The 21,490-nt window shown below is 40.4% G+C and carries 24 protein-coding genes; 12 read left to right on the top strand and 12 right to left on the bottom strand.

The window, feature by feature from the left end; translation table 11 throughout:
- Positions 1-32: 32 nt before the first annotated feature.
- On the bottom strand, positions 33-1,610 hold the full coding sequence (locus ACMZOO_RS07355; RefSeq protein ID WP_440906042.1) for a hypothetical protein: 1,578 nt from the start codon (positions 1,608-1,610) through the stop codon (positions 33-35).
- A 189-nt stretch (positions 1,611-1,799) separates the two neighbouring features.
- Here ACMZOO_RS07355 and ACMZOO_RS07350 point away from each other — a divergent pair, with 189 nt between their 5' ends.
- The 7 genes from ACMZOO_RS07350 to dsbD are packed head-to-tail and all read left to right on the top strand — an operon-like array spanning position 1,800 to position 8,484.
- Positions 1,800-2,279, top strand: coding sequence for a TlpA disulfide reductase family protein (locus tag ACMZOO_RS07350; RefSeq protein WP_440906291.1), 480 nt, complete (start codon positions 1,800-1,802; stop codon positions 2,277-2,279).
- Between the two features lie 9 nt (positions 2,280-2,288).
- Complete coding sequence (locus ACMZOO_RS07345) at positions 2,289-2,507, top strand: DUF4266 domain-containing protein (RefSeq protein WP_200870125.1); 219 nt, start codon at positions 2,289-2,291, stop codon at positions 2,505-2,507.
- Entirely contained in the window at positions 2,498-3,787 is a 1,290-nt protein-coding gene (locus ACMZOO_RS07340; protein ID WP_440906041.1) for a DUF3570 domain-containing protein, read from the top strand. The genes ACMZOO_RS07345 and ACMZOO_RS07340 overlap by 10 nt, the downstream gene beginning before the upstream one ends.
- Positions 3,788-3,805: 18 nt before the next feature.
- Complete coding sequence (locus ACMZOO_RS07335) at positions 3,806-4,705, top strand: FAD:protein FMN transferase (RefSeq protein ID WP_440906040.1); 900 nt, start codon at positions 3,806-3,808, stop codon at positions 4,703-4,705.
- A complete protein-coding gene (locus tag ACMZOO_RS07330) occupies positions 4,705-5,376 on the top strand; it encodes a response regulator (protein ID WP_440906039.1) in 672 nt (223 codons plus the stop codon). Before ACMZOO_RS07335 ends, ACMZOO_RS07330 begins: the two co-directional genes overlap by 1 nt.
- Positions 5,373-6,740 carry an ATP-binding protein gene (locus ACMZOO_RS07325; protein ID WP_440906038.1) on the top strand — a complete coding sequence of 456 codons (1,368 nt, stop codon included), beginning with the start codon at positions 5,373-5,375 and terminating at the stop codon, positions 6,738-6,740. The genes ACMZOO_RS07330 and ACMZOO_RS07325 overlap by 4 nt, the downstream gene beginning before the upstream one ends.
- Positions 6,741-6,783: 43 nt before the next feature.
- Positions 6,784-8,484, top strand: coding sequence for a protein-disulfide reductase DsbD (dsbD, locus tag ACMZOO_RS07320; RefSeq protein WP_440906037.1), 1,701 nt, complete (start codon positions 6,784-6,786; stop codon positions 8,482-8,484).
- Here dsbD and ACMZOO_RS07315 read toward each other — a convergent pair.
- Complete coding sequence (locus ACMZOO_RS07315; RefSeq protein WP_440906036.1) at positions 8,473-9,150, bottom strand: outer membrane beta-barrel protein; 678 nt, start codon at positions 9,148-9,150, stop codon at positions 8,473-8,475. The genes dsbD and ACMZOO_RS07315 overlap by 12 nt on opposite strands.
- Before the next feature lie 246 nt (positions 9,151-9,396).
- On the opposite strand from ACMZOO_RS07315, the gene ACMZOO_RS07310 reads away from it, so the two are divergent.
- Positions 9,397-10,314 (top strand): Dyp-type peroxidase, encoded by a 918-nt coding sequence (locus ACMZOO_RS07310; RefSeq protein WP_440906035.1) that lies wholly within the window; start codon positions 9,397-9,399, stop codon positions 10,312-10,314.
- On the opposite strand, the gene ACMZOO_RS07305 is transcribed toward ACMZOO_RS07310, so the two are convergent.
- From ACMZOO_RS07305 to coaBC, 3 genes are read right to left on the bottom strand one after another with little or no spacing between them, the layout of a single operon-like run.
- Positions 10,302-11,297, bottom strand: a complete 996-nt coding sequence (locus ACMZOO_RS07305) for a WD40 repeat domain-containing protein (protein WP_440906034.1) — start codon at positions 11,295-11,297, stop codon at positions 10,302-10,304. The two genes, ACMZOO_RS07310 and ACMZOO_RS07305, sit on opposite strands and share 13 nt — an antisense overlap.
- The gene (slmA, locus tag ACMZOO_RS07300) at positions 11,264-11,851 is read right to left on the bottom strand and encodes a nucleoid occlusion factor SlmA (protein WP_016956436.1); all 588 of its coding nucleotides are present in this window, start codon (positions 11,849-11,851) and stop codon (positions 11,264-11,266) included. The genes ACMZOO_RS07305 and slmA overlap by 34 nt, the downstream gene beginning before the upstream one ends.
- Before the next feature lie 2 nt (positions 11,852-11,853).
- Positions 11,854-13,062, bottom strand: a complete 1,209-nt coding sequence (gene coaBC, locus ACMZOO_RS07295) for a bifunctional phosphopantothenoylcysteine decarboxylase/phosphopantothenate--cysteine ligase CoaBC (protein WP_440906033.1) — start codon at positions 13,060-13,062, stop codon at positions 11,854-11,856.
- Between the two features lie 540 nt (positions 13,063-13,602).
- Here coaBC and radC point away from each other — a divergent pair.
- From radC to ACMZOO_RS07275, 4 genes are all read left to right on the top strand, one after another.
- Complete coding sequence (radC, locus tag ACMZOO_RS07290; protein ID WP_440906032.1) at positions 13,603-14,277, top strand: RadC family protein; 675 nt, start codon at positions 13,603-13,605, stop codon at positions 14,275-14,277.
- Between the two features lie 135 nt (positions 14,278-14,412).
- Positions 14,413-14,649, top strand: a complete 237-nt coding sequence (rpmB, locus tag ACMZOO_RS07285; protein ID WP_026016844.1) for a 50S ribosomal protein L28 — start codon at positions 14,413-14,415, stop codon at positions 14,647-14,649.
- An 11-nt stretch (positions 14,650-14,660) separates the two neighbouring features.
- Positions 14,661-14,816, top strand: a complete 156-nt coding sequence (gene rpmG / locus ACMZOO_RS07280; RefSeq protein ID WP_016956430.1) for a 50S ribosomal protein L33 — start codon at positions 14,661-14,663, stop codon at positions 14,814-14,816.
- Positions 14,817-14,916: 100 nt separating this feature from the next.
- On the top strand, positions 14,917-15,378 hold the full coding sequence (locus ACMZOO_RS07275) for a hypothetical protein (RefSeq protein WP_440906031.1): 462 nt from the start codon (positions 14,917-14,919) through the stop codon (positions 15,376-15,378).
- On the opposite strand, the gene ACMZOO_RS07270 is transcribed toward ACMZOO_RS07275, so the two are convergent.
- From ACMZOO_RS07270 to ACMZOO_RS07240, 7 genes are all read right to left on the bottom strand, one after another.
- Entirely contained in the window at positions 15,367-15,990 is a 624-nt protein-coding gene (locus ACMZOO_RS07270; protein WP_440906030.1) for a PDC sensor domain-containing protein, read from the bottom strand. The two genes, ACMZOO_RS07275 and ACMZOO_RS07270, sit on opposite strands and share 12 nt — an antisense overlap.
- 51 nt (positions 15,991-16,041) lie before the next feature.
- Positions 16,042-17,040 carry a glucosamine-6-phosphate deaminase NagB-II gene (nagB-II, locus tag ACMZOO_RS07265; RefSeq protein WP_440906029.1) on the bottom strand — a complete coding sequence of 333 codons (999 nt, stop codon included), beginning with the start codon at positions 17,038-17,040 and terminating at the stop codon, positions 16,042-16,044.
- A gap of 125 nt (positions 17,041-17,165) precedes the next feature.
- Positions 17,166-18,056 (bottom strand): BadF/BadG/BcrA/BcrD ATPase family protein, encoded by an 891-nt coding sequence (locus ACMZOO_RS07260; protein WP_440906028.1) that lies wholly within the window; start codon positions 18,054-18,056, stop codon positions 17,166-17,168.
- On the bottom strand, positions 18,046-18,642 hold the full coding sequence (locus ACMZOO_RS07255; RefSeq protein ID WP_440906027.1) for a BON domain-containing protein: 597 nt from the start codon (positions 18,640-18,642) through the stop codon (positions 18,046-18,048). Before ACMZOO_RS07255 ends, ACMZOO_RS07260 begins: the two co-directional genes overlap by 11 nt.
- 1 nt (position 18,643) lies before the next feature.
- The gene (locus ACMZOO_RS07250; RefSeq protein WP_016956424.1) at positions 18,644-19,228 is read right to left on the bottom strand and encodes a D-sedoheptulose-7-phosphate isomerase; all 585 of its coding nucleotides are present in this window, start codon (positions 19,226-19,228) and stop codon (positions 18,644-18,646) included.
- 6 nt (positions 19,229-19,234) lie between these two features.
- The gene (locus ACMZOO_RS07245) at positions 19,235-19,585 is read right to left on the bottom strand and encodes a YraN family protein (RefSeq protein WP_440906026.1); all 351 of its coding nucleotides are present in this window, start codon (positions 19,583-19,585) and stop codon (positions 19,235-19,237) included.
- A gap of 1 nt (position 19,586) precedes the next feature.
- Complete coding sequence (locus tag ACMZOO_RS07240) at positions 19,587-21,428, bottom strand: penicillin-binding protein activator (RefSeq protein ID WP_440906025.1); 1,842 nt, start codon at positions 21,426-21,428, stop codon at positions 19,587-19,589.
- Positions 21,429-21,490: the final 62 nt, after the last annotated feature.

Here is a 21,490-nt window from a genome sequence, read left to right as displayed (position 1 = left end):
AAAAATGTTGTGTTAATTGAGGCGACTTGGGGTTAGAGAATATCCGGTGGTTCATAGATGTCGTTATATTTGCGTGTACCGTCTTTTTTCCAAAAGGTTAATGCTGGTATTTGCACTTCCCACAATTCAGCTGCGTTCCAAACAAATTCACCTTTAAAGCGCATCGCCATATATTCACGGTTTACATGACACTCGCGGCGCGTATTGTCAAAATACATATTACTTTTGGGATGCACCAGTAATTCCATATGGCTTAAAAACTGTAACTGGCGACGGGTAATTTGTTTAACAATTGGCTCGTCCGGTTTTAATGGGAATAGCGATGAGACAATCGCTCGTTCAACTTCTCCAGTTTGTTGTTGGATCATGTATACACCTGAACCTAGGGGAAAGCGACCCACCATAGACAAAAACACATTAGTATAATCTTCTCTATATTGTTTTTGATTTGCGCCTTGCGCGAGTATGTCGTATGCCTCATAAATTTGTGTGTAATCAAACTCAGGTTTAGTCGATAAAATAATCGATGAATAAACCATAGGTATTCGAACTAAATCGCCAAGTGGGTCGAGTGGTTTTTGCAGGCTTTGTTGCATTTTAATCATAAATTTAAGCAAAGTTGTATGCTCTTTAACATACTCAGCTTGCTCTTGTTTGGTATTAAAACGTTTCGGCGGAATACCTATGCCTTTTTGAATAAATTCGACAGATTTAACTCGAATTGCATGAACCAATTTCTCCCGCTCGTCATTAGCTAAAATTCTGTATTTGTCTTCACCTAAAATATCTTTGCATTCTTGGCTATGGCTTCCAATAGACTGTACCAAAGCTGCTTTAGCCAGTGGTTTAAGTACTTCTTCACGATAGATAGCTTTTAAATCTAGCGGCATAGGTTTTAAGTGGGACGTTGGCACAAAATCAGGTGAAACTTCATGTGCTTCAGCCAGTAAACTTAAAGTTTGGTGTTCTTCGGTTGGGAATAATCTATCTAACTTAGCTTGTAGAAAAGGGATATGTTTATAACCGGCCATTCGGTGCGATTCAAATAGCGCTATGGTCAAAGCTGCGATATAGATAGGTTTGTTCTTGTCGTTACGAACATGGCGTACTTTTTCTTCTGGCGCGGGAACGGATAAAGCAATAGTGCCTAAAAATTGGCTAAAAATTCTATGGCCATTAAGCAAATCAAGCATTTGATCTACCAAGTGGTCAAGCATTTCATATCTATGAATTTGGTTGGTATTGAGTTCTTTATCTAATTGAGCTTTTTCAGTTTTAGCTTGGGTTTGTAGCCTATTGAGCTTTTTTAAGTAAAACTCGCTAGATGGCTCATTTTTGATTTTTGGTAATTTTCCATGTTCTTTGACATAGTTTTCAATTACATCAATTTGTTGCTGGTAGGCTTCTATGTTGCTTATTAATTTTTGTTTGCGCTCTGCTTGCGCGGGGAAATCTACAAAGAATTTTTCTGCATTACTGACTAATTGATTGTAATCTTGACGAAATTTGGCAATCTTTTTTGAGATACCACTCGCCATTGACGGTATTTTGCTCAGTTTATCTTGCTGATAAGCAACACTACCTGGTTTTGACTTGCTATCTAACAACATGCACGCTGTCCTTATTATTGTTGTAACAGCACCCCCGCAATAAAGGTGAGCTTTGATGATACTCAATTGTGCTAGCAAATATCAAACGAATAGTCGTATTAAACATTATAAAATTATACAAGTGTTAAGGTTTCTTTAAGCTTTGTTTTCTATTCTTCACTTTAGTTGATATTTGTGGAGACCTCCATGTTGAAAAAAATAATCTGTTTATTGATTTTTCTTGCAGCGCCGCTTAGTGCTCAGCAAGCCCCAGACTTTTCCTTAAATAATCCAACTTTGCCAAAGCAGTTGTCGCAGCTTAAAGGTAAGGTTGTTTACGTAGATTTTTGGGCATCTTGGTGTCAGCCGTGTCGTAAATCTTTTCCTTGGATGAACCAACTGCAGCAAAAGTATTCAGGTGATGAGTTTGTCATGTTGGCGGTAAACGTAGATTCAGATATAGACTTAGCTGAAATATTTTTGCAGCAAGTACCAGCAAACTTTCCGATAGTTTATGACCCTAAGGGTGAGATCGCGGCCAAGTTTGATCTATTAGGCATGCCAAGTAGTTTTATTATTAATAAACAAGGTGAAATTGCTTATAGCCACACAGGATTTTTTGAAAACAAAATTGCAGACTATCAAAGCGAAATTGAAAGTTTGCTTAAACATTCCTCCGCTGCTAATTAGGAGTTGGTTATGAAAAAACAATTGTTGGCTCTGTCTTTGATGTCCTTAGCTTTATCTGGTTGTGCAAACTTGGGGGTTAACCCTTGGGAGCGTGATTTACTTGCCAAACCGCAAATGCAATTAGCTGCTGAAAGTACTGATATGGCATTAGATGATCATATTTATTTTAGTAAAGAAGCGACCAGCGGTGGCCGTAGTTTTGCTGGTGGAGGTTGTGGATGCAATTAACAAAATTTTCTAATATTAATGGCGCTTTAGCTGCTGCTACTTGCACCTTGCTGGCGGGCGTATCTAACGCGCAAGCGGACGAAAAGTCAAATGACTGGCAATTTGATACTGCAATTATGTATTACGGCGAACCTGACCGTGTGCAAGCGGTTGAAGGTGTTGTTAGTGCAACTAAAGATTTTGGTGATGAACACGTTTTTAGCACAAAATTGGTATTAGACACTTTAACCGGTGCTTCGGCAAATGGGGCTGTTGCGCAAACAAGTGCACAAACTTTTACGCGCCCATCAGGTAATGGTGAGTACACAATTGAAGCTGGCGATACACCGTTAGACGATACTTTTAGAGATACGCGTGTGCAATTAAATTTGGCGTGGAATCAACCTTGGGGTGCTAACCAAAAAGTCGGTGCTGGTTTACATATTTCTAATGAATATGATTATTTATCTGTGGCATTAAATGCCAATTATGCACTTGATTTTAATCGTAAAAATACTACTGTCTCAGTTGCCGCATCCTATGCGGCAGACGAATATAGTCCTGAAGGCGGCATACCTCTGGCGTTGTCGAAAATGGCTATCCGCAGTGACTTTGCCAATGAAGACGCATTTAAAGCTGGTTTTGATGATACTCGAATTGGAGAGAGTGAAAACAAAGATACGCTTGATGTTATATTTGGTTTAAGCCAAGTTATTAATCGACGTTGGTTGGTGCAATTTAATTATGGCTATTCACAAGTGGATGGTTATTTAACCGACCCGTTTAAAGTCGTGAGCTTGGTTGATGATACAGGGAGTGCGCTTGGTCATTATTACGAGTCGAGACCAGACTCTCGCAGTAAACATTCGATTTTTGCTCAGTCAAAGTATCACTTTGATAGTTTGATTTGGGATATGTCGTATCGATTAGCATCGGATGACTGGGGAATTGATTCTCACACCTTAGAATCTAGGTTATATATTCCGCTTTCCGATTCAGCTTGGATCACGCCGCATGTGCGTTATTATCAACAGTCAGCCGCAGACTTTTATCGTCCATTTGTGCAAGGGGATCTTGCTGAATATATGTCAGCAGACTATCGAATTGGCCAAATGACAGCCTACACTCTAGGCTTAAAATATACCCAGAAATTATCTGATGGTGACGAGTTGAGCATGCGGTTGGAATACTATCAGCAAACGCCTGAAAATTCGGGATTTAACAGTCCAGGGCAATTAGCCGATGTAGATTTGTATCCATCTGTCAGTGCGGTTATATTTCAACTAGGTTATAAATTTTAAATAATAGGCTAAGTTATTTTGCTACAAACACAACAAGGCTACCATTGGCAATTAAAAGATGAGCATGCTTCTATCCACTTTAATGCTATGGCTAGTCCTTGTGAGTTGTTAGTTGATACTTTAGAGCCTGAACTCGTTGAGCTGTTAGCCAAACTCGCTTATGCGGAAACTAAACGCATCGAACATAAATTTAGCCGCTATGTTGCTGACAACATAGTAGCGAAGATTAACTCATCCAATGGTCAAGTAGTTGAAATTGATCACGAGGTTTTTCAATTACTCACTTTTGCTGAACAATGTTATCAATTGTCTGAACATTTATTTGATATCACTTCAGGTGTGCTACGCAAAGCCTGGCACTTTGATTGTAGCGATAACTTACCCAACCAACAGCAAATAGAAAGCTGCATGCAGTATGTTGGTTGGGATAAAGTGAAGTTTGAACACAACTGCATTCGCCTTCAGCCGGATATGCAATTAGATTTTGGCGGAATAGGTAAAGAATACGCAGTAAGTCGCGTAGCTCAGTTATGTTTAGCACATGCACCAAATAATTCGGTATTGGTGAATTTTGGTGGTGATATTCAGGTTAGCCAAACCAAAAAAAATGGTCAAGCTTGGCATGTTGGCATTGAAGATCCTGTTACTGGTAAAGCTGAGCAAGTATTACAGTTAACGAGTGGTGCACTCGCTACTAGTGGGGATACCAATAAATACCTGCTTAAAAATGGTGTTAGATATAGCCATATCTTAAATCCGCAAACGGGTTGGCCAGTAGTAAACGCACCGCGCTCAGTAACAGTTCTGGCTGGCCATTGTATCCAAGCCGGCTGTTTGGCAACTATAGGGTTATTGTATGGCGCTGATTGTGAAGATTTTCTGCAAGCGCAGCAGGTTAAATTTTGGTGTAGTCGCTGATGAATATTATATTGATTGAAGATGATAATTTACTAGGTTCAGGTGTTAAAACGGGACTTGAACACTTTGGTTACTCAGTGAATTGGTGTACCACTGCTCGTCAAGGTGAGTTAGCCATTGAACAGCAAACACCTAATTTAGTTATTTTGGATTTGGGGTTGCCGGACATGGACGGCTTAACTTTGTTAAAACGCATCAGAAAAAATTATGCTGATTTGGCAGTTATTATCTTAACTGCGCGTGACATGTTGGATGACAAGTTAAAAGGATTTAATTTAGGTGCTGATGATTATTTAACAAAGCCTTTTGATATGCCAGAGCTAGAAGCACGCATTCGTGTGTTGCTAAAGCGTAAACTAGGTGTAGTTGACAATAATATTGTTGTTGGAAATGTGTGTTTAGATTTAGCGCAACGTCGTTTGCAAGTTAAGGATGAGTTGATAGATTTGTCTAAACGGGAATTTGATTTGTTGGTTTATTTATTTGAAAACAAAAATAGAGTGTTAAGCCGCTGTCAGCTAGAGCAACATGCTTATGCTGAAAACGAAGAACCAGAGAGTAATGCTTTAGAAGTACATGTGCATAAATTGCGTAAAAAGTTAGGTAATAACGCTGCGATTAAAACTATACGTGGAGTAGGGTACATGCTAAATACGGATGCTTTGCTTTGAGTTCGATTCGCTCTTTAGTTATCAAATGGACTTTATTGGTATTACTGATCAGCAACGTATTGACCAGTGTTTTAGTATATTTACATAGCCAAAAACAATTGGCAGATTTGTTAGATGCAGAGCAAGCCCAACTTGCCCGCACTATTGCTGTCATTATTTCTCGACACACTCATTTACATAATGGTGAAGATGTTTTTGCACAAGAAAGGTTGTCACCGTCCGATCAAATTTTAGAACTGTCGTCTCAACACAATAAAGAAGCCAGCATTGCTTTTCAGGTTTGGGACAACTTAGGTAATTTACGTATTATGTCGCGTAATGCACCGCTTTACCCTTTATCTGCAAACAATCAAGGGTTTACCTCAGTGCAGTATCAGGACATAGATTGGCGTATTTTTACTTTGTATATGCCTAGGTTAGATATGTGGGTGCATACTGCTCAGCGTAGCGATATTCGCCAGCAACTTATCGTCCAGCTCGTTATGGATAATTTGTGGCCGATGTGGCTTGCTTCTATGTTAACTGTATTAGTGCTAATGGGGATTATTTCTTTAGGACTTAAACCGTTACGCCGGCTGTCTAAAGCGCTAGCTGAAGTAAAACCTCTACAATTTCAATCTTTGCCAGACAGTCATATAAAAGAGCTACAGCCGATTGAAAATGCGGTAAATAGCTTAGTTGAACAAGTGCATAAAAATGTTGCACAAGAAAAAGCCTTTAGTGCAGATGCAGCACATGAATTACGCACACCACTGGCCGCGATGAGAGTGCATGCTCACAACTTAAAACATGATATTAAATTGTCAGCTCAAGCCGAAGAATCACACAATTTGTTGTTATCTAGCATAGATAGAATGTCGAACACGATTGAACAGTTGTTGCAGTTAAATCGTTTAGAACAACAAGGTAGTTATGATTTGTCTGAGCAGGTTAATTTGGCTGAATTGTTAGGGCAAGTTATTGCTGAATTACCGGTGAATGTTTTGCAAAATTATGATGTGAGCTTGCAAGCTGAGCCTGTTGTTGTGCAATCAAATAGGCAACTGTTATTCACTGTTATGCGGAACTTGCTTGAAAATGCACACAAATATAGTCAAGTGGGTAGTGCTATTGAGCTGGGGGCAGTTATGCAAGAGGGGGCGGTTGAAATTTATGTACTAGACCAAGGCCAAGGTATGACTGAGCAGCAAAAAGCGCAAGCGACCACTAGGTTTTATCGTGCTAATACTTGTGTGCAACAAGGGAGTGGCTTAGGTTTAGCTATTGTGCAGCGCGCTACAGAGATTATTAAGGCTGAACTGATATTTTCAGACAACTTAAATGGTAAAGGGTTAAAAGCCAGTGTAGTTTTAAGCTTACGTTAAGTTTTGATGTGTATTCTGGCAGAAAATATCTGTCGGAAGCATTATGAAAACTCTTTTTGTTCGTTCAATTTATCTGTTTGTTTGTTTTTTCGCTTCTGCGAATCTGGCTTTGTCGGCAGAAAGTGAATTTTTGCCTGTAGACAAAGCTTTTCAATATAGTTACCAGCAGCAAGGTGAGCGAGTTGTTATCCAGTTTGACGTCGAACATGGCTACTACCTTTACCAGAATAGGTTAAGCATCAAAGCCAACGGCGAAAAGCTCACTCCGCATTTTTCAATTTCGCCAATAATAAAACAAGATGAGTTTTTTGGTGAGGTGGCTGTATTTGAAGAGGATTTTTCAATTGAATTCTCTACTTCTGCGGCTCAAATTCAATTGCAATATCAAGGATGCGCCAAAGCTGGGTTGTGTTATCCACCACAAAACAAAACTTTGCTCTTGTCATCTCATGATTCTGTTGAGAATTTGTTGGTTCAAGAGGACGAATTAAATGAAGTGATTGAGCAAACAAACCTAGCGAATCAAGGGTTAATCGTCACTTTAATTAGCTTTTTTGCTATTGGAGTGGGCTTGTCGTTTACTCCTTGTGTATTGCCAATGGCGCCTATTCTTTCAAGTATCATCACAGCTAAAAAACAACCCAACAAGAAATGGGATGGTTTGTTTTTATCTATTGCTTATGTGTTTGGGATGGCTAGTTTTTATAGTATCAGTGGTATTTTAATCGCGTTGTTAGGGGCAAAATTTAATTTACAGTTGTGGATGCAAACTCCGATTGTAAGCATTGTATTTGCTATTGTTTTTATATTTTTTGCGTTAACTATGATTGACGTTTTTACGCTAAAAATGCCGCAAAAGTTAGAAAGTTGGTTGGGGGCAAATCAGCAGGCCAGTAGCGGATATTTAACTACATACCTAACTGGTGGTATTGCCAGTTTGGCTTTATCTCCTTGTGTTACAGCTCCGATGGCAAGCTTATTAGTTTATATTGCTGCGACTGGGGATGCTGTATTAGGAGGACTGTCTTTGTTTGTATTGAGTTTAGGTATGAGTTTGCCCTTATTGTTACTTGGTGCTGGTATGGGAAATGTATTACCTAAAGCTGGTGGCTGGATGATTTACGTGAAGTATTTTTTTGCTGCCTCTATGCTTGCAATGGCCGTTTGGTTACTTGCTCGATTACTCGATAGTACTTTTTCCGTGTACTTGTGGTCAGTATTTTTTATTTGGCTAGCAATTCAACTGTATGGCTTAGCAAATAAATTTAGCCAAACTAAAGTACATGCTTATTTTGTATCAGCGTTATTTTTGTATTTAGTCTCGGTTATTAACCAGCCCGCAGTAATGATTGCAGCCGAAGTCCAACAAAACCAAACTGAACATACAAGCTCTAGGCTATTTAGTCGTTTTGATTCAGTGCGGGCTTTGTCCAAGCAGCTCGAGCACGCTGCCGACCAGCAGATTGTTATTGTTGATCTTTATGCCGATTGGTGCGCCAGTTGTAAACAAATGGAACGGGATGTATTTTCACTTTATCAGCCAACAAATAGGGAAGCTGGGTACCAATATTATCAACTTGATCTAACAGATGTAGATGCACAGAAACAGGCTAAGTTAAATGAATGGAAGGTGATAGCTCCCCCTGCTTTAGTTGCAATAAAAAATGCTCAAGTTATTGCGCGTAAACAGGGTGAGTTGGATCTTCTTCAGTTTTCTACTTGGCTCGCCGATTTACCAAACTAGATACCAGCGCAGCGCTAGCTGGGATGAATCTCGTTCAAGTAAATATTCTGTGTTGTTTTCTTGGTCTGCCAGTTCAAGGCTTTTACCTTGCCATTCCAGCATGATGCTGTGATTACGCATGTAACGATAATTAACAGCAGCGCTTATGTTTGTCGCTTTATCCTTGGTTAAATTCGTGTCTGCTTTGGCGTGCAAATATAATCGTTTGAAAACAGGAATATCTAGCCTAAATCCTGCGTAACCTTGAGTGCTAGAAAATTCATTGCTTAAGATATCAACTGAAGTGTGTCTGATACCAATAAGTGGATAGAGGTTTAACCCTCTATCTAAGCTAAAAACACTCATGCCTATATCAAACTGCAAATTTTGCTGTTGGTATTTGCTCGAGATGTCGGTTAATTCGGTTTCGTTTTTATCCAATTGGTAGCTAATTGCCCAATTCGGACTGATGGAATAACCCTGAATGGAGTAGTTGTCTGCGAATTTGCTGGATAAATTATCTAATTCAGCCAGTGTTTGCGCGTTTGATGTTAGAGTCAGTTCAGATTGCTCTGAAGCTAAACCAATGCTGATACCGTGGTGCCAACCAATTCCATGTACTGCACCACTTACAGCCAAGCTAGATATTGCAATAGCTTTTGCTGCAAATAGGTGTTTGAACGACATAGGGCTAAAGCCTTCTATTTATTTTTGGATTGTAATACAGCTATTTGTCTTAAATTATAAACAATAGTTGACGACAAAACAGTGTCAGTTTTAATAAATTTTAAGTGGTTTGATGAGTTATCTGATTAAATTATAGTAATTGACTGTTTAAAATGCCAAGTCGCTGTATTTTTTACCGATTCAGTAATATATTTCATAAGTATTACTTGAGTGACAGCCGCTCAGTTTCATTATTGAGGTATTTAGATGCGATTTCAGCGTGGGTTAATCGCCGAAGCTAATTTACATAGTTTGTATTTAATGTTTAATGCCAGAGATGGTTTTGAGCGCGAAATCCGTCAGCATCTAGCTTGTTTTCAAGCTTTGATTAATCAATTTGCAGAAGATTATTCTGAAGCTGAACTGTCTGCATTTGTTGCCGTAGGCGCTGGTTATTGGGATCAACTATACCCTGACGCCCGTCCTGCTGAATTGTGTGACTTTCCGCAAATGAGTAAAGACAATCGCAAAGCACCGCATACACCTTATGATTTATTTATCCATATTCGCTCTGACAGAACGGATGTAAACCACCTAGTTGGCTCACATGTAGTTGAGTTATTTGGTGATGCCGTGCATTTGCAAGAGCAGGTTAAAGGATTTCGATATTTAGATGGTCGTGACTTAACCGGCTTTGTTGATGGTACGGAAAATCCGCATGGTGCACATAGGCGCAAAGTAGCGTTAGTGGATGAAGCACAAGATGCGACTTTTGCTGGTGGTAGTTATGTGCATATTCAGCGCTATCGTCATGCAATGGAACAATGGAACGAGTTACCGACTAAGGTTCAAGAAAATATTATTGGTCGAACTAAAGCGGATAATATTGAATATTCGACAGAGAAAAAAATGGCTTTTTCTCATGTTAAGCGCACTGGCTTAAAAGATGAAAATGGCAACTCAATTGAAATTTTGCGCCAGAGTATGCCATACGGCACGATGAAAATTCAGGGGCTGTTTTTTATATCCATTTGCCACAGCCCCAAGCCATTTGAAATTATGTTGCGTAGCATGATTGAAGGTGATGATCGCGGCCAACACGATAAGCTGTTGGAATATACAAAAGCAGAAACGGGCGCTGCGTTTTTCGCACCATCTATCGACTTTCTACGTCAGTTTTTATAGGCTTCTAGCGACCAAGCTTGCACTAAACCAAAACTGGTATTGGCGTATAAAACATCGTCCTGTAAATTAAACGCAAAATCTAATACGGTTGCTGCAAAGTTATCTGCTTGAATTGGCCATTTGGCAATTAAATCACCTGATTCAACTTGCCAGAGTTTTACTTGTTGTTTGGGCGCGCCGGTTGCGAGCCATTTCCCGTCATGCGAAAAAACCACACTGGTAAATATCTGTTGGCGCGCAGTGTAATTAAGCCTACTTACTTTCTGCCCCGTGGTTAAATCCCAAATATAAGATTGATTGGTACTGTTGGCGGTAAACGCAAAACGCGCTTTGGCATCTAAGGCTACTTGGGTAATACGACCTGTGTGGGCAAAATCATAAACAACTTGCGCGTTTTGACTATTCCACAATAAAGCTTTGCCATCGTAACCACCACTTAATACATATTGACCATTGGCCGACATGACTAATTGACTGATGCGCTCACTATGGCCTAAAAATTCTAAACGGCGGCCTGTGTCCAATTCGATAAACAAGATGCGCCCGTCCATTAAACCTAAACAAACCTTTTGACCGCTTTTCGAAATTGCCGCTGCAACAATTTCTGATTTATCTATTTGGTAATAACCTTTATTCGCACCGGTTTGCATGTTCCACACGGCAAAAACTGTGTCTTCTGCGGTTAACACGAATTTATTATTCTCAGATATTTTTACTGTATGAATTAGATTGGGTTGGTTAGGCTGATGTTGCCAAACAAAAGTTGGCAGCTGTTTTTCAACATCCCACAGTTGCACCCCTGTTTGGGTGCTGATGACTGAATAGACACCGGCAATAGATAAATCGGCAGCAAACGCGCCATTGTCAGTTTGTACTAAAGCTAATTCTTCAGTTGGCTTTTGCTCGCAGCCAGTCAACAACCAGCTAGAGCAAAAACTGAAAACTAAACTTAAGCAAAGATAGATTTTTGAATAAGTTGCCATTGTGCCGCCAAATGTTTAGATGGCAGATGTTTAAATTCGCTGCGTACAAACTGGCGAATTTGCCCTTCTAACCAGCTACTAAATAAGTTTGCTATAACGGTTTCGTTAGTTGGTAGTTCCTTACCTTCACGCATGGATCTTTCGCGTAATACTTGTTTGAACTGGGTTTCAATGCGCTCAAACAAAGCGTTAACTCTTACTCGTAATCTTTGTTGTTCACCCATAAGTGCATCTCCAGTTAATAAACGGGAAATACCTGGGTTTTTTTCAGTGAACAACAACACCAACTGACAAATTTTTAAGCAGCGACCGAGTGCTTGTTTATCTTCTTCTAAAATTTTATTGATGCGAGTAAACAAAGTATCTTCTACAAAGTCTAGCAGACCTTCAAACATACGCGCTTTACTTGGAAAATGCCTATATAAGGCAGCTTCAGTTACCCCTACTGCTTCGGCTAATTTTGCAGTGGTTATGCGCTCACCCGGGTTGGTTTCGAGCATATTGGCTAATGCTTGTAATATTTCTTGTTTGCGATTGCCGCGTTTTGTATTCATGGTTAATTACTTCTAGTTTGTTCAAATTGTTTAGCGATTAGCTGAATGAGTTGCTGTGCAAGTTCGCTTTTATCCATTTGGGCAAAAGCTTGTTGTCCATCGGGCCACAGCACAGTGACTGCATTTTGGTTGCTGTTAAACCCTATGCTACTGTCGGATACATCGTTGGCTATTATCATATTCAAATTTTTGCGCTGCATTTTGCCGGTGGCGTACTCAATAACATTGTTGGTTTCAGCGGCAAAACCAACACAAAATGGTTTTTCAACTTGCTGAGCAATAGTCGCTAAGATATCAGGATTGCGTTCTAGTTGAATGCTCATTTGGTGCGATGACTTTTTAATTTTTTCGGCGGCAACCTCTTTAACTTTATAGTCAGCAACTGCGGCGCAGCTAATAAATATGTCGTTTTCAACACTGGCTTGCTCAACTGCTTGTAACATTTGCTGCGCTGACGTGACGGATATGCGTTTAGTCCACATAGGCTCTGCTAAGTTAGTTGGCCCTGAAACTAATGTCACCTGCGCACCCATATTGGCCGCAGCTTCTGCAAGTGCATAACCCATTTTTCCTGAGCTATGATTGCTGATGTAACGTACCGGATCAATTGCTTCCTGAGTTGGCCCTGCTGTGATTAATACTCGTCTTCCCTGTAATACTTGTGGCATAAATAAGCTTGGCAACAATTGAATGATTTGATGTGGCTCCAACATACGACCAGCACCCACATCTCCACAGGCTTGCTCGCCTGTGCCTGGGCCAAAGATAAAACGACCGTCGTGCTGCAAAATAGATAAATTACGCTGGGTAGCTGGCGCTGCCCACATTTGTTGATTCATTGCAGGTGCTATTGCCACTGGTGCTTTGCTGGCTAAACATAGGGTAGGTAATAAGTTATCCGCTAAGCCGTGCGCCAGTTTAGCCATTATATCTGCACTGGCAGGAGCGATTAATATTACATCAGCCCATTTGGCCAATTCTATATGCCCCATAGCGGCTTCGGCTGCAGGGTCGAGTAAGCTGTCTGAAACTGGGTTACCTGAGACGGCTTGCATGGTCAGTGGGGTTATAAAGGCTTTTGCACCTTCTGTCATAACTACGCGGACATTTGCACCCTGATCTTTTAACCTGCGGGTAAGTTCGGCGCATTTATACGCGGCAATTCCACCACTGATGCCAAGTAGGATGTTTTTGTTGGTTAATATACTCACAACCAAGCTCTTTTTGTTATGTTAATTGGTACTAACTATACTCTTAAAAGACGGTATATGGCAATGTGTTGTTATATATGGCCGTTTGGGGATAGAGGATAGTTCTGGTAGCGCTTTTAGTTTACGAGTTAACAAAGCAGCCCCGAGACATAATTTTCTAAAAACGCTGTGCGCCATCCATGGCCGCTCACAAAAGATATCCATATCGTTTTAAGTTTTAGAAAATTAGCCATCGGATCTGCTTTTATTTGACCTTCGTGGTTGCTGCTTGCGTGTCGAAGATCTAGTGCAAGTTAATAGCAATTAAATTTGTGAAGAAGGTGGATGGGGATGTTTGGAGCAAAACTTCACAAGGAAGGGAAGCCTTGTGTGAGCGGCCCATGGATGGGCTTGAAGCGTTTTTGCGAGAAATTCGCCATTCATCTTCTGGGCATAGTGCATAAATCTGGCAGCGCTTTATTTAGTCGTCGCTGCTGGGTTTTATTGACGACAAAAACTTGTATACTGCCAAAACATACGAATCAAGGATAAGGATAAAAGATGAGTATAAAGGATTGGCCGGCGGAGTCGCAGCCGAGGGTAAAACTTCTAGCACATGGCGCTGATGTTTTGTCAGACGCTGAATTACTCGCAATATTTCTTAGAACGGGTGTGGCTGGCATTTCAGCTGTTGACCTAGCCAGACAACTGCTTGACCATTTCGGTAGCTTACGCTCACTGCTAGGCGCTTCTTTAGATGATTTTAGTGCAGCTAAAGGTTTAGGTGCAGCCAAATTTTGCCAACTGCAAGCCAGTGTGGAAATGACCAAACGCTTTTTAGCGGAAAATTTGCAAAGAGGGGATGCATTAACTTCGGTTGATGCGGTTAAAAGTTACCTAAAAGCCCAGTTGCAGGCTAAACATAACGAAGTATTTGCCGTGTTGTTTTTAGATAACCAACACAAAGTTATTCGTTTTGATGTTTTGTTCTATGGCACTATTGATGGTGCGAGTGTTTATCCGCGAGTGGTCGTTGAGCAAGCGCTACAACATAAAGCCGCAGCTGTAATATTTAGCCATAATCATCCATCTGGTGTGGCGGAGCCAAGTCATGCGGATATTCAAATTACTAATAGATTGCAGCAGGCGCTGGCGTTAGTGGATATTCGGGTACTTGATCATTTTATTATTGGTGATGGTGAGCCAGTTTCATTTGCCGAGCGTGGTTTGCTTTAATTTTCGACAATTTTAATAAAATAGATTGACTAAATAGCCCCTGTCATGTATAAAATGCGCCCTCTTGAATCAAGGGTACGCAACTTATTTTGTTTCGAAGCAGCAACTTTGAAACTCAGTATTGGAGACACAGCAATGTCTAAAGTATGCCAAGTGACTGGTAAAGGTCCTATGGTTGGTAACAATCGCTCACACGCGTTAAATGCTACCAAGCGTCGCTTTTTACCAAACTTACAATCGCACCGTTTTTGGGTTGCAAGTGAGAACCGTTTTGTCAAACTGCGTGTATCCACTAAAGGTATGCGTATCATCGACAAAAAAGGTATCGATGCCGTTTTAGCAGACATCCGCTCTAGCGGTGTTAAAGTTTAAGGAATTCTGTAATGCGCGATAAAATTAGATTAGTATCTAGTGCCGGTACGGGTTTCTTTTACACGACCGACAAAAACAAAAAGAACATGCCTGGCAAGTTTGAAATCAAAAAATTTGATCCAGTTGTTCGTAAACACGTTGTTTTTAAAGAAGCTAAAATTAAATAAGCATCTTTACTGATTTTGTGTAAAAAACCCGGCTTGCCGGGTTTTTTTATGCCTAAATTTCGTTAGGCTATACCCAAATGCTGATGAATGGAGTGTCTTTATGGTTAGGTTGTCACGATCTGGTTGGAATAATGTATTGATATTCACCAGCTTGATTATGATCTTCTTGTTTAACGGTTTACACCTCAAAATGTTTTCAAGTGATGGCAAGCCGGTACAACAACATAGTCTACTTCCCGCCGACGAAATGATTTTAACTATAGATTTCCCCAACTATTCACTTGAGCGCATTGGCCGTAGTTGGCGGACCATGCCAGAATCAAACTATTCAGCAGAGCAATTACAAGCAGTAGTTGAGCAATGGCAACAACTACAGGTTCAACCTATTGATGTGATGCCTAATGAGACAAAACAATATCCAGATGTTGTGGTGAGTTTTTGGTTTGCAGGACAAAAACAAGCTTTTGTCGTACAGATTTTTAAGCTTGCAAACACATATGTGCTGCGTACGCCAAACGGCTTAGTTCAAGTAAACCAGCCGCTTGATTCGTTATTGCTTTGAGGCTTTTTCTAAGCTTTGCATATATTCAGGTGTTACTTTTAGACCTGCGATCAAAGCGCCTATTGTTTGTGTATCTGCTGTGATAGGTACAGTCATAAAAAATGAATATCTTTGAGTACTTTCATCCCATTGAGCAGGGGTGACGCTATAGTTTTTCGTTTCGATAGAGACGGTAAACTTGTCTTCGTCACCCTGCCAAAAGTCGCTGGTGAGTGGGTAAGCTGCGACTAAAGCACCATTCGCATCAACTAACATTATCTCCGCAAAGCTATAGTGGTGCGAATCGATTAAGCTTGAAAGATGTTTAGCAAGTGGGTTTTGGGTTATTTGTAGTTGGCGGTTTTTATCCTTGGGCCAATTTTTGTCAATTTCAATTATTTGCGCGAGCGACAAAGGCTGGTTATTTCTTTGTTTTAGTAACTCAAGCGTTTGTGTTTGCTGGCTTAATTGAAACAATACACCGATATGACTATCAATCAATATTTGTTTGTACTGTTTGTTCAGCCGGTTAAGCATGTCGGTATTCGCTATGCTATGCGGAAGTAGAAAGCTACATAACAATATAAAACCTTGTAACTTTGCAGGAAACTTGTGCACTTTTGCCTTATCCATTTGTAACCATAAACAAATAGTAGAGGTGTCGTGGCAAAAGCGCAATTTTGTTTAAACGGTTTTTGTTATTTTCTGTAAACCTGGCGGACAGTTTATATCAATACCACGCGATGCTGCGATAGGTGTTAAATCTAGATAAAACCTTTGCAACAAAGTTAGCGGCTGCAGTCTCGCCGGAATATCTTTTAGTTGACTCTGGATATTGCGGATCGGCAGATCATTATCGGCAAAACGTCTAATTTGCTGCATATGCGTTTTATACGATTCATCCGTGATAACTGTATTAAATACTTTGAGATTATGTTCGGTTAACCCAGCTGCGCTGTGCATAAATTCTGCTGTGCTAAAGGGTTCTGCATGAATACCGCATAAACCTTTTAATTTTAGCGCTATCTCTTTAGCGACGGCAAAACCAAAACCTCGGCCTAAAATGGCACAATGTTCAACATGGTCAAAATCTTCAGGCATTAACAATGCGGGCTGATCAATTGCTTTGCGCAAATAGTCGGGTAATTGCAGTATTTGTTTTTTCAGTTCTTTGTTATGTGACCAAGTGGCGGCAAGTTGTAGTAAAGCTGACAAAGTTGCTAAGTAGGTTTTTGTCGCACCTACTGCTTGTTGTTCGCCCGCTTTTAACGGCAAGATCACGTCAATTTCGTCGGCGAGTGGTGAGTCTTCATCATTGACTATAGCTACCACAAAAGCGCCAGCTTCGCGCGCCATTTTGGCTTGTTCAATAATATCTGGACTTCGGCCACTTTGTGAAACAACCAAAACAAGGGACTTTTCTAAGTTAAGTTTTTGCCCGTAGATGCTGGTGACCGAGGGGGCAGCACCCACTACAGGCACGCCTGTCTCTGTTTCAAATAAGTATTTGGCAAAACCCGTTGCATGATCCGAAGAGCCTCGGCCAACCATATAAATGAACCTTGGTTGCATAATTTTTAGGTGGGAACCGAGTTTTTCTATCGCGTGTTCGTTTTCTTCTAATTGCTCTGCAACACGCTCAGGTGTTTCGAGTGCTTCTTGTGTAAGCAGTGAATTTGACATTGTATTGTTGTGGTATCTTTTATAGATTTGCGCAGCTTGATAGCGCAACTTTAGCAGGTTATACGTGGCTTAAAACCGCTTTTTTATACCAATTTATTCCATATATATAGCCAAGGCTTAGTTTGTTATACATATGTTTCATTTAAACTTAATTGCGGATTATCAATTAAAACCATAGCGCCAGCGATTGGTTGATGGTCGGATAACTTAACACTGAATTGCTCTTTCAGCATTGGATAATAAAAACTGGCTAATCCACCTAATAGATAAGTTGAGCCTGATTGAACTTGGTTCAATTGCTCAATTAGCTTGGAGAGATACAGTATAGCCGTGTTGGCTATAGATAAAGCGCTTGGATCATTCTCGTGTGCTAAGCCTGTAACTAAAGGGGCTAATTCCGCGAATTGACTGGGGCTCGCTTGATACCAAAGCTGGCTCAGTTGGGGCGCATCTGTAGTATTTGCATGCTCTGTCACTAGCGTACTTAACTGGTTATGAGCGGCTAAATTATCTAAAACTAATAAAGTTTGTTCTATCGCTTGTCGACCTAACCAAGCACCTGAGGCTTGGTCGCCAATTTGAAAACCATAACCGCCTAATATTACTTCTGTGCTGTCATTTGTCGCAATTGCACAACTACCTGTTCCAGTAATAATGGCTTTGCCATTGCAAGATTGATTAGCTGCGTAACAGGCTAAATGTAAATCAGTGGTAAACAGAAATTTTTTGAAAGGATGTTGCCAATTAGACAACTGCTGACAAACTTTTGGCAAATTTAGCCCTGCAAACCCTCCCGCCACAGTGCAATTTTTTATCACATTTTCCGCTAAGTCAGCTTTGAGTAATAATTTCTCTATGCTTTGCACTAAATTGACAATGGCTTGGTTAAAGTCTGAAGCAAAATTGCATGAGCCTCCGGTATATTCGGCAATGGCATTTTGCTGTGTTTGTTCAAACAAACGCACATGACATTTCGAGCCGCCACCATCCACGGCGATTATATAGTTATCCTTCACTGGCAAATTGCTCATTAGTTTCAATTACATCTATTACTTTTTCCACACCATCCATATTACGCGCTATGGTAACGGCAATTTTTTTCTCGCGTTTAGTTAATAACCCCATCAAAAATACTTGTTGATTTTCGGTATACACTTTAACTTGATGACCATCTAGCTCCTTGTCTGCTAACATGCGTGTTTTGACCTTAGTGGTTAACCAAGCATCTTTAGCGCGTTGTGCAGCCGATGTTGGCTGGGTAATGACAATTTCGTTGTAAATGTCTCTTAAGTCGGTATTTTGCCCTGCAATGTCTAATACTTTATTGCGCACAAATTCGCTGGTGGCTTGACCAACTAACAGCACGTTGCGGTTGTAACTGACTACATTAACATGTGCTTGCTCAAATAAACTTGGTTCATTGTCAATTGCGCGGGCGATTTTTTGTTCTATTTCGTGATCAAGCACTTGCGTATCTAAATCACGTCTATCCGCTGAAACTGCAGCTGTGGTTGCTGCTGCTCCACTAAATAGGGCAATTGCACAGCCTGTTGTTTGGCTTGCTAGCAGTAAAACAAAAAGAATATTTACAATAGATTTCATATTACATACCTGGGAATAAAGTTTTTTCGATGGCATCAACAATGCTGTGAACAACCAGTTGATGTACTTCGTGGGTTCTTACTGGGCTGTCGGATGGCACTCTAATCTCAACATCATTTGGCCCCAATAAACCGGCAATTTCACCGCCATCAGCGCCAGTTAAGGCTATGACCAACATGTCCTTAGAAAGTGCCGCTTCAATTGCGCGTAAACACACAGGTGAGTTTAAATTGCTGCTGACCACTACTAATACGTCACCTGATTGGGCAATCGCACGTAATTGCCCGGCAAATTGTTGATAAGCTTGATTGTCGTCACTTAATAACGAGGTTGCCATTGCATCAGCGGCTAATGCATAGGCAGGTAAACTCGGACGCTCGTGTTCTAATTTATAGTTGAGCGCATTTGCCAATATGCCTGCTGTTGCATGGGCGAGGCCATCACCACAGGTTAATATCTTCTTTTCAGCTAATAAGGCTTGTAGCATGGTTTCAGCGGCTTTTTCCACTATAGGTGCTAACACATCTAGAGCTGCAATTTTGGTGTGAATACTTTCAGTAAAACTTTGTTTAATTAATTCTTGCATGGCGTATTAAAATGCTGATTTTATCCAGTTGGGTTGTGATACATCAAAATCAAAACTAACGACGTCAAAACGCATTTCAGTATGATGTATGTTGAGCCCTTGTTGTTTTAAAAAGAACATGGCTGCTTTTTGTACTTTGCGCTGTTTCGCATAGCTAACAGTGGCAGCGGCGCTACCATAATTATTTTGCTGGCGAAAACGCACTTCAACAAATACAAAGCAGTTATTATCACGACAAATAAGGTCTATTTCGCCCATTTTGCAGTTAAAGTTACGCGCAATACAGATTATGCCTTGTTTTGCGAGTAAGTTAGCTGCTGCTTGTTCGTATTGTTCACCTATTTGCCTTTTATTCATATTATTTCATAACAAGGTTTACAACTCGGCCGTTGTTAAACTTTGCCCACTTAAGTTCCCTGTGTAATTTCCCGTTGTTTTCGACTGTTAATTTACCTGTCATGCCGGCAATTGTGTAACCCGGAAATACTCTCATCTGCGCTAAGTTCTCGATAAGTTGGTATGCATCAAAACCAAATGCAAAAAAGCGCGAAAGTGCATCCGTTGGGTTGTCCCAAACTAATTGCATTTGGTATGCAAGTTTACTTCGGTTTGCTTGCCCAGGTAATATCCATGGCATATCACTAAAAATAATTTCGTCTAAATCGCGTAAATCGGCATTGTTTAACGCACTGCTAAAACTTATCGAGCTTGCAAAAATAGGAATTAATTCGGCAAAAGGTGCGGTATTTACGTCGATATAAGGTTTTAATATACGGGTTTGTGTTGGGTCTCCAACAATATAAATTACATCTATATCTTGGCGATTACGCGCATCAGCTTCAAAACCTTGTGGGTTGCCTAACAGCTGTTTTATGGTTTTTACTCTGTCTTTACTTTGTGCGGTTTCTAGTAACTTCTCTACATTAGCTTCCATTTCATCTGTATTGCTGAAAAAACCAATCGCCACTTGATGTTCTGTTTCTTCGCTGAAAATTTTGCTAAAGGCTTGGCTCATGCGTTTGCCGTAGGCATCATTTGCAGCAAGGACAATAGGTTTTTTATATCCTTGGGCAAGTATGTGTCTTGCTGCTTGCTCTGCTTCAATTTCTGGCGCTAGGGCAAAATGAAATTGCTGTGCTTCGCTTATCTGCCCTTCGGCTAAGTCATTTAAAAACAAGGTTGGGGTTAATAAGTTAGCTAATTTAACTTGCTCAACATTATTTTTAAGCAGTGGGCCAATAATAAAATCGTAGTTAGCCTGTTCTTGCTGGTTTTGCAAAAACGCTTCAAAATTCAGCGTATTTGTATCTAAAAATTCAATGCTAGGTGCATGGGAACGCTGTTTTTCGTAATAAGCCGCAACTATACCTTGTTGAATATACTGACCTTGTTTTTGAAACTTGCCTGTTAGTGGTAACAAAACTGCGATATTTTTTGGTTGATAGGCTTTTACTTCTAATGCTGTTAACAAAGCTTGTGGCAATTGATTGGCTGCCGGATGATTTGGGTATTGTGCTTGCCAGTTACGTATGTTTAACAGCATGGTTGCGGGTGCATTTGCATGTGCGCGGGTAATTTGTAGCAGTTTTAACCAGCCGCTTAGTTCTGGCTGGCTCGGTTCTTGAAAATGTTTAACCGCTGTCGCTGCTAGCTGATTGATGTCAGCCCAAATTTGTTCGTTGATTGCCGGTTTTTCTTCTGCAATAACATAACTTTTTAGTGCGATTTGGTTTTTTGCCGCGACTAAATAATGTTTGCTCTTTTGCGCTGATATAGCTTTTGCCTGCAAGAGGCGTTTTTCAAAACCTTGTAATTGTTCAAACTGCTCAATTAAGCTATAAGCTTGTTGATATTGTTGAAAATGAATTAAACCTTCTGCTTGAAACAGCTTCTTTTGTTTTAGAATGTATTCACTTAAATATTGGTCGTCTAGTTCACTCAATAATGCGAGCGCTTTAGTTGCTTGTTGTTCTTCAAGGTAAGCATCTGCTGCACGCACATACCAAATACTTGCTTGGTATTGATCTTGGGCTTGTTGCGCACGCAATAAATAAGCGCCTGCAGTAATACGTGCAGCGACCGGCTGGCTAACTTCAGGTTTGCTTTCTATTGGTTGTGCTGTTTCTTTTGGCGTGCTGCCACAGGCGGTTAAAGCCAAAAGACAGGTAACAATTAGCGCTTTTTTTAAACCTTTGTCCATTCTTTCCTGAATAACTGTATTATCTCAATCGCATGGCGGGTATATTACTACGCCAAGAAAAT

The organism is Catenovulum sp. SX2 (assembly GCF_052056295.1).
GTDB lineage: Bacteria > Pseudomonadota > Gammaproteobacteria > Enterobacterales > Alteromonadaceae > Catenovulum.
This window is presented reverse-complemented; position numbering and strand designations above follow the sequence as displayed.

Coding starts and splice junctions, on each gene's coding strand:
- ACMZOO_RS07355 (WP_440906042.1), bottom strand. CDS start 1,610: ATGTTGTTAGATAGCAAGTCAAAACCAGGTAGTGTTGCTTATCAGCAA.
- ACMZOO_RS07345 (WP_200870125.1), top strand. CDS start 2,289: ATGAAAAAACAATTGTTGGCTCTGTCTTTGATGTCCTTAGCTTTATCT.
- ACMZOO_RS07340 (WP_440906041.1), top strand. CDS start 2,498: ATGCAATTAACAAAATTTTCTAATATTAATGGCGCTTTAGCTGCTGCT.
- ACMZOO_RS07330 (WP_440906039.1), top strand. CDS start 4,705: ATGAATATTATATTGATTGAAGATGATAATTTACTAGGTTCAGGTGTT.
- dsbD (WP_440906037.1), top strand. CDS start 6,784: ATGAAAACTCTTTTTGTTCGTTCAATTTATCTGTTTGTTTGTTTTTTC.
- ACMZOO_RS07315 (WP_440906036.1), bottom strand. CDS start 9,150: ATGTCGTTCAAACACCTATTTGCAGCAAAAGCTATTGCAATATCTAGC.
- ACMZOO_RS07310 (WP_440906035.1), top strand. CDS start 9,397: ATGCGATTTCAGCGTGGGTTAATCGCCGAAGCTAATTTACATAGTTTG.
- ACMZOO_RS07305 (WP_440906034.1), bottom strand. CDS start 11,297: ATGGCAACTTATTCAAAAATCTATCTTTGCTTAAGTTTAGTTTTCAGT.
- slmA (WP_016956436.1), bottom strand. CDS start 11,851: ATGAATACAAAACGCGGCAATCGCAAACAAGAAATATTACAAGCATTA.
- radC (WP_440906032.1), top strand. CDS start 13,603: ATGAGTATAAAGGATTGGCCGGCGGAGTCGCAGCCGAGGGTAAAACTT.
- rpmB (WP_026016844.1), top strand. CDS start 14,413: ATGTCTAAAGTATGCCAAGTGACTGGTAAAGGTCCTATGGTTGGTAAC.
- rpmG (WP_016956430.1), top strand. CDS start 14,661: ATGCGCGATAAAATTAGATTAGTATCTAGTGCCGGTACGGGTTTCTTT.
- ACMZOO_RS07275 (WP_440906031.1), top strand. CDS start 14,917: ATGGTTAGGTTGTCACGATCTGGTTGGAATAATGTATTGATATTCACC.
- ACMZOO_RS07270 (WP_440906030.1), bottom strand. CDS start 15,990: ATGGATAAGGCAAAAGTGCACAAGTTTCCTGCAAAGTTACAAGGTTTT.
- nagB-II (WP_440906029.1), bottom strand. CDS start 17,040: ATGTCAAATTCACTGCTTACACAAGAAGCACTCGAAACACCTGAGCGT.
- ACMZOO_RS07255 (WP_440906027.1), bottom strand. CDS start 18,642: ATGAAATCTATTGTAAATATTCTTTTTGTTTTACTGCTAGCAAGCCAA.
- ACMZOO_RS07250 (WP_016956424.1), bottom strand. CDS start 19,228: ATGCAAGAATTAATTAAACAAAGTTTTACTGAAAGTATTCACACCAAA.
- ACMZOO_RS07245 (WP_440906026.1), bottom strand. CDS start 19,585: ATGAATAAAAGGCAAATAGGTGAACAATACGAACAAGCAGCAGCTAAC.
- ACMZOO_RS07240 (WP_440906025.1), bottom strand. CDS start 21,428: ATGGACAAAGGTTTAAAAAAAGCGCTAATTGTTACCTGTCTTTTGGCT.